Origin of the sequence: Streptomyces cathayae (genome assembly GCF_029760955.1) — a bacterium.
Classification (GTDB): Bacteria; Actinomycetota; Actinomycetes; order Streptomycetales; family Streptomycetaceae; genus Streptomyces; species Streptomyces cathayae.
On the sequence record NZ_CP121682.1, the window covers coordinates 2,012,871 to 2,028,693 of the forward strand.

A 15,823-nucleotide genomic window follows, 5' to 3' on the forward strand; every position below is an offset into this window, starting at 1 on the left:
GTGGTTCACCTTTCGTCCTGCGTGTTCTGTACGGCCTGTGCGGCCTTCGCAGCTTTTGCGGTCTGCGCGGTCGTGGCGGTCTTTGCGGTCGTGGCGGGCCGGCGGGCTCGTCCGGGTTCCGGTTCTCGGACGACGGGCTCGCCGACCGCGTACCGCGCGAGGGCCGGCCGCGGGACGACGCCCCGTTCCGTGCGTTCGGCGAGTCCCAGCGCCACCAGCTTGGTCAGCGCCTTCTCGACGAGTTCGGGCTCCGCTCCCGGCTCCCGCGCCGACTTGGACCAGAACCCGCCGTGCTCCGCGGCCAGTTCCCTTACGCGGACCGCCAGTTCCTCCGGCTCGACGGGCCCGGTCGCCCGTGCCAGGTGCCCGGCCAGCAGCAGGGTGATGTGACCGTGGGTGCCCTGTTCCGGCATGCGCACGTCCGTGAGGTCGTCCAGCGGGTCGACCATGGCGACGCCCTCGGCCCGGACCTCCGGGACGAGTCCGGTCAGTTCGTTGATGCGCGCGGTGATGAAGCCGCGCTGCCGGGTGAGGTAGGCCAGTTCGTCGTCGGTGAGGTCGTCGTAGTAGAGCACCGGGTCGTCCAGGAGGACGCGGGTCAGTTTCCAGCGGATCGCCCGGAACCTGAGTTCGTCGCTGTCGAGCGCGGTCCGCGCGGTCATCTCCGTCAGGCGTTCCTCGAAGCCCTCGGCCTCGACCATGGAGGGGCCCCGCAAGGAGGCCGGCATCCCGGCCAGCACGCGCCGCCGCACGTCGTACAGCACGTCGCCCGCTCCGCTGACGTAGGCGTCCTCGTCGCCGGCCACCCGCCGCAGCACCCCGAGCCGCAGCAGCAGGCGGACGACGGCCGCGAGGTCGAGGCGCTCGTCGCGCCGCTCCAGGGTGAACGTGATGCCGGCGGCGACGAGTTCGGGATCGGCGGCAGCCAGCACGACCTGTTCGGCGAGGCGTCCGAGCGCCACCTGCGACTCGCCCCGTTCCAGCGCGGCCAGGGCCAGGCAGAGCAGGACGTAGCGGCGGCGGGTGAAGGGCAGGGCGCTGCGGGCGGCCTCGCGCGCCGGGTGCGTGGCGTCGGTGAGGGTGCCCGGCGTCTTGCGCAGCCGTGCGGCGTCGGCGTCCGTACGCAGCGCCCAGCCGACGTTGCGCTCGAACCACTCCCGCAGCTCGGCGGCGTGCCGGCGCACCAGCCGGAACTCGTCGGCGTACGGCCCGTCGGCGGTGAGCAGCGGCTCCTTCAGCAGGGCGCGTGCGGCCTTCTGAAGGTCGGCCTGGCGCTGACCGTCCAGGACCTCGGCGAGGGGGCCGCTCATCGGTCCTCCGTGAGCCGGGGGGAGGTGTCCTCCCGTGGGGCGGGTATGGGAACGGGGGCGGGTGCGGCGCGGTCGCCGTGCCCCGCCGTGAGGTCGACGATGTCGATCAGGTGGTCGGGGCCCCTGAACACACCGTCGGGGGTGCGCACTTCGGCCGTCGCCCCGTCGTCGAGCGCGGTCAGCCGTACCTCCATCGAACCGTCCCCGCTGGTGGCCGTGGTGGTGGTCGTGTCCGGCCGCCAGGTGGCGAGCGCGTCGCCGAGCAGCCGCAGGAACAACTGGAAGGCGAGCGGGTCGAGTTCGCCGATCCGGGACAGCCGCACCGGCCCGCCCGTCACGAGCCGGTCCCGGGCCCGCCGGGTCTCCTCCGTCTGCCGGGCGGCGAGCGCGGCGAGCCGGCGCTTCGCCTCGCCCCGGTCCGCCACCTTGCGCGGCTTGCCGCGCCGCTCGTAACTGCCCGTACGGCGCAACTGCGGGCTGATCCGCAGCGGTCGCGCCTCGCCCCACGGGGTGGAAGCCGGCTCAGGGGAGGCCGTCCGTTCGGCGAGGGTGTCGGCGTCGACGGTGAGGTGGCGCGAGGAGTGCAGCCCGAACGCCACCCGCCACAGCCGGTGCCGCGCCGCGTCGTCCGGCGCCTGCGCGAACCAGCGCGCCAGGGTGCGGAAGTCGGCCGAGCGGTCCGAACGCCCGGCCCGCCGCTCGTTGAGCTGCCGTACGACGGCCAGGAGCTGCGGGATCGCACCGAGCGCCCGCCCGCGCAGCAGCCGGGCCTGCGACTCCCGCCCCTCCCCCGACACGAACCACTCGGCGAGCCCGGACCACCGGGCGGCCCACTTCTCGTACGCCGCGGCCTCCGCCTGCTCTGCGTCTTCGGGAGCGGCGTCGGCGGCCTCCCGGGCGGCGGCGAGTGAGAGCAGCGGCTTCACGCTCCCCCGCTCCTCCAGCTCCCCGATCAGCAGGGCGATCCGCCCGCCGAGGGTGATGAGGTCCTGGATGAACCGCTCCAGGTACTGGATCAGCCGGTCCTTGTACGCGAGGAACGCCTCGACCTCGATGTCGTGCAGGTCGATGGTGCGCTGGAGCGAGCCCATGAAGGCGCGGGCGTTGTCCGCGAGGTCGGTGAACCGCGCCGTCAGCACGGACAGGGCGACGTACGTCTTGGCCGGGTCGGGCTCGTCCTCCGCGGCGATCACCAGCAGCGCCCGCAACTGCGTGACGATGTCGTGCAGCGCGACCGCCTGGAGCTCGCCGCGCCGCCCCAGCACCTCGTCGTACGTCCCCAGCGCCGCCTCGGCCGCCTCACCGGCCCGGGTGAGCTGGTAGATGAACCGCCTGCGGTAGAAGTCCTCCACCGCCGTCACCCGCGCGTGGTCCGGATCGGCCCGCAGGTTGCCCCACTCCACCAGCTTGTCCAGCGCCTGCGTCACCGCCTCGACGTCGGCGGGCCGGCTCCCCGCGTCCAGGGAGGCATACACGTCCTCCGGCCGCAGATGCACCGCGAACCGCTCCTTGGCGGCGAGGAAGGCCCGCATCACCTGGCGGTAGAGGGGTGCGTTGGGGGCGGTGAGGTGGGCGAAGGGGGTGTAGTCGGCGGGGGTCATCTCGGCACATTCTTCCACCCCTGTTCACGGGCTCACGTGGGAGTCACGGACACGCGCCAGGAAGCGGCTCGGCTCACCGTGCCAGGTGATGGCGAGTGCGTCACGGGCGCGGGTCGCCGCGACGAAGAGCAGCGATCGCGCCCGGTGCGGTTCTCGCCGGTGGCTGCTCGGCGGACTAGCGCGAGCCGCTCCACGGGGCGGGGACGAAGGTCCAGAGCACCTCGGCGACCGAGTCGCCGCTGTTGCGCCAGTTGTGGGGTTCGCGGCCGGAGAAGGTGAGGGTGTCACCGGTCGTCAGAGTCTCGGTGCGGCCCGTGAAGAGCACGGTGACCTCTCCCTCGATGACGTGGATGACCTCCACGTCGCAGTTGATCGTGTAGAGGTCGTCTCCGCCGTTCGCGCCGGCGTCGAGGCGCGAACGCAGCACCTGGACCTTCGACTGGCCGCGCGGGGTGACCATGCGGTCGAGGACCCCGCGGCCACCCATGTTGATCTGGGGCGCGTCGCCCAGGCGTATCACCTCGGTGTCGGCGTCCTCGAAGAGTGTCCCCACCGGCAGCGACAGGACCTGGCAGAGCGTGACCAGGGTGGCCACGCTCGGTGAGGTCTCGTCCCGCTCGACGCGGCTGATGAATCCCCTGGTCAGGCCGGTGGCCGCCGCGACCTGTTCGATGGTGAGACCCTGCGCCTTGCGGCAGGCCCGCAGGCGCGCGCCGACGCGGACCGGGAGCGCGGACGGCTTCGGATGCAGCGCCTTCATGGAGTCCTCGCAGTGAACGATCGACCTGTCGGCGAACCTTGACAGTGGGGTGGGTGCAGGTCAGACTACCGGGACTTACAGGTTGCCTCATATGCATCATCTGTTTCGTATAGGTGACTTTTTGAGTGGAGAACCGGAAGGTTCCGATGACCCCCGTCGAAGCCCCCTTGGGCCCTCCCGACGCCGGCATCAGCCCCGCATCCCGCTTGCCCTGAGAGGATCGCCATGTCTTCACCCGAGACCGCGACCCGTCGCGAAGGTGTGATCGAGCAGCACTCGATCGACTACGTCCCCGCATCCGAGCGCCACGGCAAGGTGTGGCATCAGGGGCCGTTCTGGTTCACCGGCAACTTCGTGCTGCCGACCATGGTCACCGGCTTCGTCGGACCCGCCATGGGGCTGAGTCTCGGATTCAGCGTGCTCGCCGTGGTGCTCGGCGTCGGTTTCGGCACCTTCTTCATGGCGTTCCACGCCAACCAGGGGCCCCGGATGGGCCTGCCGCAGATGATCCAGTCGCGTGCCCAGTTCGGCAGCCGCGGTGCCGTCGTGCCCTTCGCGGCGACCGTCTTCGTCTACGTCGGCTTCCTCGTCTTCGACACGATCCTGGCGGCGCAGGGCATCGGACTCGTCCTGCCCGAGGCCAAGCTGTTCTGGTACCCCGTGCTCATCGCCGCGTCGATCATCATCGCGGTGGTCGGACACGATCTGCTGCACTTCGTGCAGCGGTGGCTGACGTATCTGCTCATCGTCGTGTTCGCGATCATCACGGTCGTGGCCATCGTGCACTTCTCCTCGACGCCGCTCGCGGTGGACGCGCCGGCGGCCACGGCGGGCTGGGACACCACGGCCTTCCTGGTGCAGATCTCGCTCGCCGCCGGGTACAACATCAGCTACTCGGTGTACGTCTCCGACTACACCCGCTACCTTCCGGCGAACGCGCCCGCGAAGAAGCTGATCGGCTCGGTCTACGCCGGCGCCACGTGCTCCGCCGTATGGCTGATGTCGCTCGGCGCGATCCTGGCCAGCTATCTGCCGGACCCCGACCCGATCCTGGCGGTGCGGCAGGTCGGTGACCTGGTCTTCCCCGGGTTCGGCACCATAGCCGTGATCGTTTCGGTGCTCGCGCTGATCTCCATCATGGGCGTCAACGCCTACGGAGCCATGCTGACCGGAACCAGTGCCGTCGACGGCTTCAGGAAGGTCCGCCCGACGGTCCGGCTGCGCGTCGTCGGACTCACCGCGGTCGGCCTCGGCTCGCTCCTCGTCGCCCTGCTGATCCCCGACAACTACATCGACAGCTTCACCACCTTCGTCCTGCTGATGCTCTACTTCCTGGTGCCGTGGACCTCGGTCAACCTCGTCGACTTCTACTTCGTGCGCCGCGGCCGGTACGCGATCGGGGAAATCCTGAAGCCGAACGGCATCTACGGGCGCTGGGCATGGCGGGGTGTGCTCGCGTACCTCATCGGGTTCCTCTCGATGGTCCCGTTCTTCTCGACCAGCTTCTACGTGGGACCGGTCGCGGAGCTGCTCGGCGGGGCCGACTTCTCGTTCGTCGTCGGGCTCTTCGTCTCCGGCATCCTCTACCTGGTCTTCTCGCGCAACCTCGACCACGGTGCCGACGCCCACGTGGAGGGCGAAGCCGAACTGGAGGGATCGAACCGATGACCCCGACCCCGTCACAGCCGTCACCGGCCAGGACCGAGGCGTCCGCCGTCACGGTCGCCTGCTGCCAGCTCGCGCCGCAGGTCGGCCGCGTACCGGAGAACCGGAAACAGATCCGCGAGGCGGTCCTGTCCGCGGCGGGCCGGGGCGCGAACGTCGTGGTCCTGCCGGAGCTGGCCAACTCGGGGTACGTCTTCGACGACCTCGAGGAGCTGCGGTCGGCAGCCGAGCCGGTCGACGGCGAGACGATCAGGGAGTGGGAGGCCCTGGCGTCCCGCCTGCGGCTGGTGATCGTGAGCGGCTTCGCGGAACTCGGCACCGACGGCCAGGTACACAACGCGAGTGTCCTGATCGACGAGACCGGGCTCCGTGCCGTGTACCGCAAGGCACATCTGTGGAACGCCGAGAAGACCCGGGGCTTCACGCCGGGTGCGGCGCCGCCGCCGGTGGTCGACACCCCGTACGGCCGTATCGGGATGATGATCTGCTACGACCTCGAATTCCCCGAGTGGGTGCGCAGGGCGGCGCTCGAGGGGGCCGAACTGCTGTGCGGACCGGTGAACTGGCCGCTGTACCCGCGACCGGAGGGCGAGCGCCCCGGCGAGATCGTCCGGGTACAGGCGGACGCCTCGGTCAACCGCATGTTCGTCGCGGTCGCCGACCGCACCGGTGTCGAACGAGGACAGGACTGGCTCGGCGGCAGTGTGATCGTCGACGCCGACGGGTACCCGGTGACGGCGTTGTGCCTGGGCGAGGCGACGATCGTCACCGCGACGCTCGACCTCGCCGAAGCGCGCGACAAGTCCATCAGCGAACTCAACGACGTGCACGCGGACCGGCGTCCCGGACTGTACGCGGGTGTCGGACCGGAGCAGCCGTAACCCGGCCGCGGGTGGCTGTCGTCCAGCAGCCGCCCGCGCCGGCTCGCAGCGCGGGCGGGCGGTGGTGCGGCACGCGGACCCGGAGCGCACCGGGCGCGGGCCGCCTCCGCTGATGCCCACGGTGCCCGTCCCTGCACGGCCGGTGTCGCCGGCGCGGCGCAGACGGGTGCTGACCACCGTGCTCGCCGCCCTCGTCGTGGGGGTCACGGCCGGCGCCGTCGCCTCGATGTGGCCGGAGGGGTCCAACCCCGTGAAGGACGCCACGGGGACCGGCACCGGCTCCGGCTCCCCGTCGACCACCCAGCCACGTTCACCGAAGAACGACGACAACGACAAGGGCGACAGGGCGACAAGGACCGCCCCGTACCGCACGCCCCACCGGGCTACCGGCTGCTCTTCGCCAACAAGCCCTTCGCCTTCACCCCGCCCCCGAGCGACGGCCAGGCCAACCACCTGGAACGCGCGGCTCTCCCGGGACCGGCGGAACTCGTCTACAACTCCGACGGCCGGCTGGGCAGCATCCTCGTGGTCGTCGGGGAACGAGAGACCGTCTGTACCGAGGAACAGCAGACCGCCGTGCTGTCCCATCCGCTGCCCGCCGCCGGACTGAGCCCCCCTCGCCTCGCCGTTCCCACCCGGGTCCGCACCGTGGTCACGCCGTGGGGGGCCGTCACAGCCGGGATCCGCCCGAGGCGTCGATGCACTGGCCCGTGATCCACCGCGACGACTCGGACGCCAGGAAGGCGACGATGTCGGCCACATCGGACGGCTGCCCCAGCCGTCCGAAGACGGACAGGGACGCCAGCTCCGCCGCCGCTTCCCTCGTACGCCGCTTCTCCGCGTTCATGTCCGTCTCGACGAATCCGGGCCGGACACAGTTCACCGTGATGGCGCGCGCCCCGACCTCCTTGGCCAGCGCCAGGGTGAAGGTGTCGACCGCCCCCTTGCTCATGGAGTACACGAGGGACTCCGGATAGGCGACGCGGGTCACCGCCGACGAGATGTTGATGACGCGGCCCCCGTCCGGCATGCGTTTCAGGGCCTGCTGCGTCGTGAACACCAGGGATTTGGTGTTCACCGCGAAGATCCGGTCGAAGAGTTCGGGCGTCACCTCGCCGATGCGGGCGGACCCGCTGACGCCGGCGTTGTTGACGAGTACGTCCAGGCCCGGACCCGTGCCGTGCCGTGCCACCCCGGCGTCGAACCGGTCGTACAGACTCTCCACTCCCCCCGGCTCGCCGAGGTCCGCCTGTACCGCGAAAGCGCGTCCGCCGCTGTCCCGGATCGCCTCGAGGGTTTCCTCGGCCGCGCTCTCGTTCTCGCGGAAGTGCACCGCCACCAGGGCGCCGTCCTGCGCCAGCCGCTGCGCGATACCCCGCCCCACCCCTCTGCTCGCACCCGTCACCAGTGCCGTCTTGCCTGCTGACACGCCTGTGTACCTTCCCCTTCGAGACTGCTCGGACCGCAGCCGGGGCACGTAGGAGCACACGCCCGTGACGTGAGGTGTACCGTTGCCGAGACCGTAGCCAGGTCTCGGCCTTCCGGGCATTTCGGCCCGGAAGGTCCGTCTCGTCACCAGAGCGTCAGGGGCTCGGCTTGAGTACGGTCTCTCGCTTCCGTCTGCCGCTGCTGCGGCAGGGTTGCGCCACCTGCCCGCCCCGTCACCGTCTCGCGACGGGTGCGGGTGGCGCGGGTCTTCTGGTCGGCTCCACGAGGCTTCGACACCGCCGGGGCGGTGTCCTGGTCTCCGGCCACTCCGGTACCAGTCACGCAGGCCGTCGCGAGGGCGGCGAGGTTGAGTGCGGCGTTGTCGTCCCGGTCGATGACCAGGCCGCAGGCGTCGCACTCATAGCTCCGCACGTGCAGCGGCAGCTTGGCTTTCACCGCGCCGCACCCGGAACAGGTCTTGGAGGAGGGGTACCAGCGGTCGGCCACCACGAGGCGGGTGGCGTGGCGCCGGCGGGTCTTGTACGTGAGCTGTCGGCGGATCTCGCCGAATCCGGCGTCGGCGATCCTACGGGCCAGACGCCGGTTGCGGAGCATCCCGGCGACGTTCAGGTCCTCCACCACCACGGTGCCGTACTCGGCGGCCACGCTGGTGGTGAGCTTGTGCAGGGCGTCCGCGCGGAGGTTCGCCACGCGGTGGTGGACCTTGTTGCGCTGGGCGTTGGCCTTCTCCCACCGCTTCGACGGCTGCCGTCCGGTGCGCCGGTCGGGGCCCTGGCGTCGGGACACGATCCGAGACGCACGGCGCAGCTGCCTGCGTGCGGTGTCGTAGTGCCCGAGGTTGGGGACCTGCCGGATCTCGCCCGTCGAGTCGGCCATGACCGCGAGGGTCTTCACCCCGAGGTCGATGCCGACGGCCACGTCCGGGCGTGCCACGCGTTCGAGGTCGCGCTTGACCTCGGCCTGGAAGGACACGAACCAGCGTCCCCGCTCGTGCCGCACCGTCGCGGACAGGATCCGGGCCGTTGCGGCCTGGACGCGGTCGAGGAGCTTCACTGTGCATTCGTGGGTGCGGACCGTGCCCAGGCGGGGCAGCGTGACGTGCCGGCCGTCGGTGTCCACGCGGATCGTGCCGGTGGTGAACCGGCAGGACAGACGTGCCTTCCGCTTCGACCTGAACCGCGGCATACCCATCGCACGGCCACGGCGCTTGCCCCGCTTCGACTTGGCGTAGTTGTCGAACGCGGCCGACGCGTTCGCGAGGCCGGTGGAGTACGCCTCCTTCGAGTTCTCCTCCCACCAGGCCGCGAACCGTGGGTCGGTGTGCTTGGTCTCGTTGAACGCCTTCCGCAGGACGGGCAGCGACCACGGCCGCCATTTTGTCAGCTGCTCCTCGGCGACGCCGTAGGACTCCTCCGCGCGGCGCTGCCACCACGACGCCTCGACCCAGCCGACGGCCCAGTTGTACGCGGCACGCGCCGCGCCGCAGTGCGAACGCAGCGCATGCTCCTGGGTGACGTTCGGGTCCAGGGCGAACCGGAACGCCTGCACCACAAAACCGGGCTGCGCCTGGAACTTCTTCACTCGGCGGCCTCGCCGGTCGCCACGGCCACCGCGCGGGCGGCGCGGTTCTTCGCCGCGCGCCGCCCGTACAGGCGATCGCACATCGACGTGAGCACCTCGGTGATGTCCCGCACCAGGTCGTCAGTGGTCTCGGTGGGGTCGAGGACGACCAGACACCGCCCGGACGCCGACAGAACGGCTTCGAGATGCTCGACGCCGAACCGGGCCAGCCGGTCCCGGTGCTCGACCACGATCACCGCCGTCTGCGGGTCGGACAGCAGCCGGTGCAGCTTGCGGCGCCGCCCGTCCAGCCCCGAGCCGACCTCGGTGACGACCTCGGCGACGGCCAGGCCGAGCCCGTTCGCGCCGGCCACGACCCGGGCCGCCTGCCGCTCGAGGTCGATCTTCTGGTCGGCGGACGACACACGGCAGTACGCCACCACCCGCCCCGAGGTCGCCGAGACGGCCGGAGCGGGCTCAGTGACCAACCACGTTCCGGACGGCGCCTGGCGGACCGGAACGGGCATCTTCCCGTCCTTCACCCATCGCCAGGCGGTCTGGTAGCTCACGCCCTGCTGCCGTGCCCACTCCGAAAGCTTCACAAGGCCAAAATATTCGACATCCGCGACTAGAGATGACTAGGAACGACTAGAAAATCTGTAGCAGCTTTCACCCCCGGAGCAACGGGGGTGAGTCGCCAGGAGCCGGCGCTGAGAAGAGGGAAGTGACGGTCGCGAGGAAGTGGTCGCCGTCTCCGGTCCCACGGCTGCACACCGGCGGGACAGGGTGCCGCAGCGGCCCGGCCAGGCGTCTTCAGGAATCCTCGTCATCTCCTCGGTCTTCGGGGGACCGCTCGTCGAGGACCGTGACGAAGGCCGAGGCGACGAGGGCGACGGCGGGGTCGTCGTCGCGGGCCAGTTGACGCAGGACCTCCCGCACGGCGGTCCCCGGCAGCTCGACCAGCGCCTGGGCCAGACGTATACGCGTCGCGGAGTCCGCGGTGGGCGCGGCGAGTTCGTCGACCAGTGCGGTCATGATCCGGTCCGCGCGCCCGGGGTCCCGGGACAGCGTTCCCAGGACCTCCGCCGCGTCGACGTCGTGGGACCCCTCGACCACCATGCCGACGAGTGTCGGCACGGTCGCGGTCACCCCCCGCCTGCCCAGAGCCAGAGCGGCGTGCCGGCGCACCGTCGTGTCCGGGTCCCCGAGGGCGTCCGTGAGCACCGCGTCCGCCCCCGGCGCCTCGGCCATCTCGGCGATCGCCAGCACCGCGCGCCGCCGGACGTCCGCGTCCTGCGCGTGCACGCCGTCGGCCAGTGCCGCCACGCCGTCGCCGCCCGATCGGGCGAGCGCCCAGCGCAGGGCTCCGGCGACGTGGGGGTCGGCTTCGGCCAGGACCGCCCCGGCCAGCAGCTCGGCGGGGACCGGCGTGCTCCCCGGCCGGGCCAGCACGGCCTGCTGTCTGCGCGCGGCGCTGGTCGAGTCGAGCCCCTGCATGAGTTCGACGATGCGCAGGACGTCCTGCCAGCCGGTGGGCGCCGACGCGTCGACGGCGCGGAGCCGCTCCAGCAGCTCCTGCTCCCGCTCCAGGCGGTCCTCCGTCCACCGGATGAGGTCGCTGACCAGGGCGGACGGTGTGAAGGCGGGGTCCTCCAGCGCGCGCCCGATCTGCTTGAGCGAGAGCCCGAGGGACCGCAGGCTCTCCACGTGGAAGATCCTGCGGACGTCCTCGGCGGAGTACTCGCGGTAGCCGCCGACGGTGCGACCGGTGGGCCGCACCAGCCCGAGGGCGTCGTAGTGCCGGAGCATCCGGGTACTCACCCCCGAGCGGCGGGCCACCTCGCCGATCAGCATTCCGCGGTCTCCGCGGCAACCTTCGCGGCCTCGGCACCCTCCATCGGCCTGATCGTTTTCTCAGGCTCGGTGATCTCCGTGGCGTCGGCGGTCTCCGCGACTCCCGGCGCAGCCGCGGCGGCAGCGGCTGCGGCTCGTTCCGGGCCGAGTGCGACGACCCGCTTCGCCTCCTCGACGGCCGCGTCGAAACCGGTCTCCGGGTTCTGCCGGAGCAGCCCGGTGGCACGGGCGTGCGTGGCCACCTCCGGATCCGGGCTCGCCGCGGCCTTCTCCAGGGCGGGCCCGGTCACGTCGCCGAGCTCGACGAGGGCCCGGCTCAGGCTCAGCCGCACATCGCGGTCGCCGCGGCCGAGCTGCCTGACCAGTTCGTCGGCCAGGTTCCCCTTCTCGTCCCCGGGCACGAGGGCGACCGCGACCCGCCACGCGGTCCGCGCGACCTCCTCGTCGGCGTCGCGCAGCAGGTCGCGCGTGATCCAGGCCCACGCGCTCCTGTCGCCGATCTTGGAGAGCGTGTGCAACGCCTGGCTGCGGGCCTGAGCCCGCTCGGAGGCGAGTTCCCGGCGGATCCGGGGCAGGGTGGTCTCCGGCGGGAGGCGGGTCAGCGCCCAGGACAGCATGTCCCGCACGAAGAAGTCCGGCTCGACCGCGCACCGCCCGACGAGCGCCTCCAGGAAGCCGGCGTCGGGGGTCGAGCCGGCCGCCAGGGCCGCCTGCAGCCGGACCGACGCGTCCTCGGCGCTCAGGGCGCCGACCACACGGGTGTTCTGCGGGGTTCCGTTACTCGGGTTGATCGAAACCACCTCCTGCACCCAGGGGACACCTTGCCACCGTGTCAAGGTCAACCCCGTGACCGGCGTACCAGAAGAACCCGCAGGCCAGGCGCCCTTGGCGGGCGGTTCCAGAATCGCCACGCACTCCACGTGGTACGTCATCGAAAAAGTGTCAGCCTGAGCAGATCCCGGAAGAGACCAACCAAAAGCGCATGGTGCCTGAAGCCACTGGCCGCTTCCCACGTGCCGGCTCAAAGCTCCTGCACCTCGTCGGCCACGGCACACCAAGTACTGTCCGGCAGGTCATGCGGCTATCGCATCGAAGCTTCGGGTCAACCGATCCCGTAGAGAGTCGCCAGGTCGACCAGGAGCAGATCGTCACGGCCGGCCGCGGCCTCGATCAGGTCCGGGTAGAAGCCGTGCAGGGAGAACAGGGCCAGCATCGTGCCTGCGGTGTCGTGGCCCTGATCGGTGAGCAGGGTGCGGATGTGCTCCAGGCGCTGCAGGTCGCCGGTGCCGCGGCGGGCGGCGGTGGCCTCGCCGAGGAGGGCGATCCGGGTGCGGGGGGCCTGCGGGCGCTCGCCCAGGGCCAGGGCGATGACGTCGACCTCGTGTCTGGTGCGGGCCGCCGGGTCGGCCACCTCGGTGGTGCCGACCGGGCCCGGCAGACCGCCGGGGAGCAGGGTGTGGGCGTAGCGGCGGGTGAAGGCGCGGGCGAGGTCCTCGAAGTGCGGGCCGAGGATCTTGGAGTTGAAGGTCGGCGCGGCGGCCTGCCACGCCTCTTCGGCGAAGCCCTGCTCGACGGTGGCCGCCTGCGGCAGGGTGATCAGCTGGTTGAAGCGGATGACGGGGTCGGTCAGCGTGATGACGGGGTGGCGGGGGCGCAGGATGTCCTGCTCGCGCTGGATGTAGCCGGTGGACTCCAGGACGTCGAGCGGGTGGGTGACGGCGTTGCGCTGCCGTTCCAGGGCCGCACCGATCTTGGTGGGGGTGGTGGCGCCCCGGGCGATCGCGGTGAGGATGTCGTAGTAGAGGGTGTGCTGGGTGATCCGCGGATCCTCGCGCAGCAGATACTCCGTCTCGGTGCGCGAGTACACCGCCCGGCCCGGGTCCAGGAGCGTCCGCGTCAGCCAGGCGGCGAAGCCGTCGCTCGGGTGCGGGCGGGCCGCCACCGGCCGGTAACCGGGAGCGCCGCCGAGGACGGCGTGCACCTGCAGGGCGGTCAGCGGGTCGTCGATCTGCCAGAACTCGCGTGCCGCCCGGTAGTCGAAGGCCCCCAGCCGCAGATCGATCACCGCACCGCCGCGCAACGGCTTGGTTCCCGACAGCAGTTCGTGCATGACGCTCATCGCGGACCCGCACAGGATCAGCCGGGCCCCGGGCCCACCCGAACCGGTGCCGCGCTGGCGCTCGTCGTAGAGCTGCTGGAGCAGACCCGGGATCTCGGGCGAATGCTGCAGGAGACACGGCAACTCGTCGATCACCAGCAGCGGAGTCCGGGAACGCGCGGTGACGTCGAGGGCGTTGGACAGGATCTCACGCCAGTCGGCCAATCGCAGTGTGCCGGGCTGCAGGCCGGCGTGGGCCGCGATGGCGTCACTGAACCGCCGGAGCGCCGGAAGCCGCCCCTCCTCCCGCACCGCGGTGACGTACAGACCCCCGACCCGTTCGGAGAGCGCCTGCAGCAGATACGACTTCCCGTGCCGCCTGCGCCCCGACACGATCCCCAGACGCATCGCTGGATCGGGGTCCGTGACGAACTCGGTGAGCAGACCCCACTCACGATCACGATCGACCACGTCCCCGGGCTTGGCCAGCATGCCCTCGTCCACCGGAACTCCCCACCAGCCTGGATCGACCAACGACCTGTCTAAGTGCACTCAGACGGAATCCGTCCATCCCGACTTTCCTGACGCCGGGCAGCAGACGTCGCTGACAGCGATCGTCGCAGACCCGTGTCAGCTGCTCCCGACAAGGCCGTCATGGGGCCGCGGCACCTGGCTCCGGTCGGTCGCGCCAACGGAAGTCGAGCGCCACCGTCTCATGGCGATGCATGCGGGGCTGCGCGGGACAAGAACGCGGCGAGCAGAGTCCGCACAGACAGCAGGATCCACATGTGGCACTCGTCACCGTAGGCCAGGGGTGACCCCCAGCATTCACCGGTCAGGTCCTGGCAGGCCGGCACGGCCCGGCCGGCGAGGGGGGCGACCGGTACGCAGATCTCGGCCGGGTCTTCGCCGAGGAGGGCTTCTCCTCACCGTCCGGTACGGGGAGCCGGGCCGGGTAGGAATCGTGGGCGAGCGCGAGGTCGGCGCCCCCGGAGACGAGGTCCGTACACCGCTCGCCCGTGGCGCACCGCATACAGCAGGCGGCCCCTCCTCCGGACAGGAAGGGCCGCCTGGTCATGGCTGTTTCCGCATACGCCGGCGGCTACGCGGGGTCCAGCACGGGCCGCTCGGGGAGCCCGCCGTTCTTCTCGCAGCGCAGCTCCTTGGCCATGGCCAACGAGACGGAGTGGGCCACGGTCGCATAGGCGTCCTTCAACGCCTCGACGGCACCCTCGGGCTCCCTCCACACATCCCAATGCTCCACGCCGATGACGATGTGGGCCAATCCCAACGAGTCGGGCAACCGCGTGCCCCGGCACGCGAAAAAGACGTACGCCTTGTCCGCCGCCGCCACGGCCCGCTCCCCCATCTTCAGCCTGGTGAAATTCGGGGCCGAGGGGCCCGTCGGGGCGCTGTACCTCAGATCCCAGGTGATTCTGAGGTCGAAATCCGGCATGCCGATGGGCGTATAGACACGGCAGACGTCCTCTCTACCGACGGTGGTGTCCGGGTACGCCTCGACAATGTCCGCCGCGGCCTGCGCGATGGTGTACTCCTCCCCCGACGCCTCGAACCGCGACATCCCCGTAATCACCTTCAGCGCCCGGGACGCCTCGGCGGACACCGCCCTGCCACCGCACAGTTCCGTCCCCGCAACGATCTTGTAGTCCTTCGGAGTCTTCGGAGTTCCATCCACCTCTCCGCCCCCTCCACACCCCGTGGCCCCGAAAAACAACGAGCCGGCCACGGCCGCGGCGAGGAATCCCCCACGCACCGACCTACGACTGATCACTGTCCGCATCCTCACGTGCCCTCGGCCGCCCACCGGCCTCAACCGGTCTCCGGACCGTTGCCCTGCTGCCTCTGCCGGTCGTTGCCGACCCCGTAACCGAGCAGCATCGACTCGCAGCCCCGGCATCCGGACCGCCCCCGCCCCGCGCGTACTGCGGCCCCCTAGATCCTGCCCGGACTCGGTTTTCGAGGAGGGCTTCTCCACTTTGTCCGGTACGGGGAGCCAGGCCGGGTCGGGATCGCAGGCAAGTGCGAGGGCGGCGGCCCCTCCTCCGGACAGGCAGGGCCGCCTGATCATGGTCGTTCCCGCGTATATCGACGGTCACGCGGGATCCAGCACGGGCCGGGCGGGAAGTCCGCCGTCCTTCTCGCAACGCAGCTCCCTTGCCATCGCCAGTGAGACGGAGTGCGCCACGGTCGCGTAGGCATCCTTCAACACCTCGACGTCGCCCTCGGGCTCCGTCCACACATCCCAATGCTCCACGCCGATGACGATATGCCCCACTCTCGACGACTTGAGCAACCTCTCGCTCCGGCAGGCGAACTGGACGTACGCCTTATCCACCGCCGTCACGGTGTCCTCTCCCATCTTCAGCTCGGTGAAGTCCAGGGCCGGGGGGTCCGTCGGGGCGCCGTCGACCAGGTTCCAGGTGATTCTGATGTCGAAATCCGGCGTCCCGATAGGCGTGTAGACACGGCAGACGTCCTTGGTCACGGTGGTGACCGGGAACGCCTCAACCACAGCATCCGCAGCCTGCGTAATAGTGTCCTCTTCCCCCGACGCCTCGAACCGCGACGTCCCCGTAATCACCTTCAACGCTTTGGAAGCCTCGGCGGACATCGCCTTGCCACCG

The 15,823-nt window shown here is 70.8% G+C and carries 14 protein-coding genes; 3 read left to right on the top strand and 11 right to left on the bottom strand.

Annotated elements, in window-relative coordinates; genetic code table 11:
• Positions 1–5 precede the first annotated feature (5 nt).
• The 3 genes from PYS65_RS09100 to PYS65_RS09110 all read right to left on the bottom strand — a co-directional run bounded on the left by PYS65_RS09100 (position 6) and on the right by PYS65_RS09110 (position 3,671).
• On the bottom strand, positions 6–1,310 hold the full coding sequence (locus tag PYS65_RS09100; RefSeq protein WP_279333341.1) for a TIGR02678 family protein: 1,305 nt from the start codon (positions 1,308–1,310) through the stop codon (positions 6–8).
• Positions 1,307–2,911, bottom strand: coding sequence for a TIGR02677 family protein (locus tag PYS65_RS09105; RefSeq protein ID WP_279333342.1), 1,605 nt, complete (start codon positions 2,909–2,911; stop codon positions 1,307–1,309). The genes PYS65_RS09100 and PYS65_RS09105 overlap by 4 nt, the downstream gene beginning before the upstream one ends.
• 175 nt (positions 2,912–3,086) lie before the next feature.
• A complete protein-coding gene (locus PYS65_RS09110; protein WP_279333343.1) occupies positions 3,087–3,671 on the bottom strand; it encodes a helix-turn-helix domain-containing protein in 585 nt (194 codons plus the stop codon).
• 225 nt (positions 3,672–3,896) lie between these two features.
• Here PYS65_RS09110 and PYS65_RS09115 point away from each other — a divergent pair, with 225 nt between their 5' ends.
• The 3 genes from PYS65_RS09115 (at position 3,897) to PYS65_RS09125 (ending at position 6,931) form a co-directional block, all read left to right on the top strand.
• Entirely contained in the window at positions 3,897–5,339 is a 1,443-nt protein-coding gene (locus PYS65_RS09115) for a purine-cytosine permease family protein (protein WP_279333344.1), read from the top strand.
• Entirely contained in the window at positions 5,336–6,217 is an 882-nt protein-coding gene (locus tag PYS65_RS09120; RefSeq protein WP_279333345.1) for a nitrilase-related carbon-nitrogen hydrolase, read from the top strand. Before PYS65_RS09115 ends, PYS65_RS09120 begins: the two co-directional genes overlap by 4 nt.
• 228 nt (positions 6,218–6,445) lie before the next feature.
• Entirely contained in the window at positions 6,446–6,931 is a 486-nt protein-coding gene (locus tag PYS65_RS09125; RefSeq protein ID WP_279333346.1) for a hypothetical protein, read from the top strand.
• Here PYS65_RS09125 and PYS65_RS09130 read toward each other — a convergent pair.
• The 8 genes from PYS65_RS09130 to PYS65_RS09165 all read right to left on the bottom strand — a co-directional run bounded on the left by PYS65_RS09130 (position 6,888) and on the right by PYS65_RS09165 (position 15,810).
• The gene (locus PYS65_RS09130) at positions 6,888–7,646 is read right to left on the bottom strand and encodes an SDR family oxidoreductase (RefSeq protein WP_279333347.1); all 759 of its coding nucleotides are present in this window, start codon (positions 7,644–7,646) and stop codon (positions 6,888–6,890) included. The two genes, PYS65_RS09125 and PYS65_RS09130, sit on opposite strands and share 44 nt — an antisense overlap.
• 143 nt (positions 7,647–7,789) lie before the next feature.
• Positions 7,790–9,247, bottom strand: coding sequence for an IS607 family element RNA-guided endonuclease TnpB (gene tnpB, locus PYS65_RS09135; RefSeq protein ID WP_279333348.1), 1,458 nt, complete (start codon positions 9,245–9,247; stop codon positions 7,790–7,792).
• Positions 9,244–9,828, bottom strand: coding sequence for an IS607 family transposase (locus PYS65_RS09140; RefSeq protein WP_279333349.1), 585 nt, complete (start codon positions 9,826–9,828; stop codon positions 9,244–9,246). The genes tnpB and PYS65_RS09140 overlap by 4 nt, the downstream gene beginning before the upstream one ends.
• Before the next feature lie 211 nt (positions 9,829–10,039).
• On the bottom strand, positions 10,040–11,080 hold the full coding sequence (locus PYS65_RS09145) for a MerR family transcriptional regulator (protein ID WP_279333350.1): 1,041 nt from the start codon (positions 11,078–11,080) through the stop codon (positions 10,040–10,042).
• Positions 11,074–11,889, bottom strand: a complete 816-nt coding sequence (locus PYS65_RS09150; protein ID WP_279333351.1) for a HEAT repeat domain-containing protein — start codon at positions 11,887–11,889, stop codon at positions 11,074–11,076. The genes PYS65_RS09145 and PYS65_RS09150 overlap by 7 nt, the downstream gene beginning before the upstream one ends.
• Positions 11,890–12,182: 293 nt before the next feature.
• Positions 12,183–13,670, bottom strand: coding sequence for an AAA family ATPase (locus PYS65_RS09155; RefSeq protein ID WP_388702316.1), 1,488 nt, complete (start codon positions 13,668–13,670; stop codon positions 12,183–12,185).
• Between the two features lie 610 nt (positions 13,671–14,280).
• Positions 14,281–14,874 carry a hypothetical protein gene (locus PYS65_RS09160; RefSeq protein ID WP_279333353.1) on the bottom strand — a complete coding sequence of 198 codons (594 nt, stop codon included), beginning with the start codon at positions 14,872–14,874 and terminating at the stop codon, positions 14,281–14,283.
• Between the two features lie 417 nt (positions 14,875–15,291).
• A complete protein-coding gene (locus PYS65_RS09165) occupies positions 15,292–15,810 on the bottom strand; it encodes a hypothetical protein (protein ID WP_279333354.1) in 519 nt (172 codons plus the stop codon).
• Between the last annotated feature and the right edge of the window lie 13 nt (positions 15,811–15,823).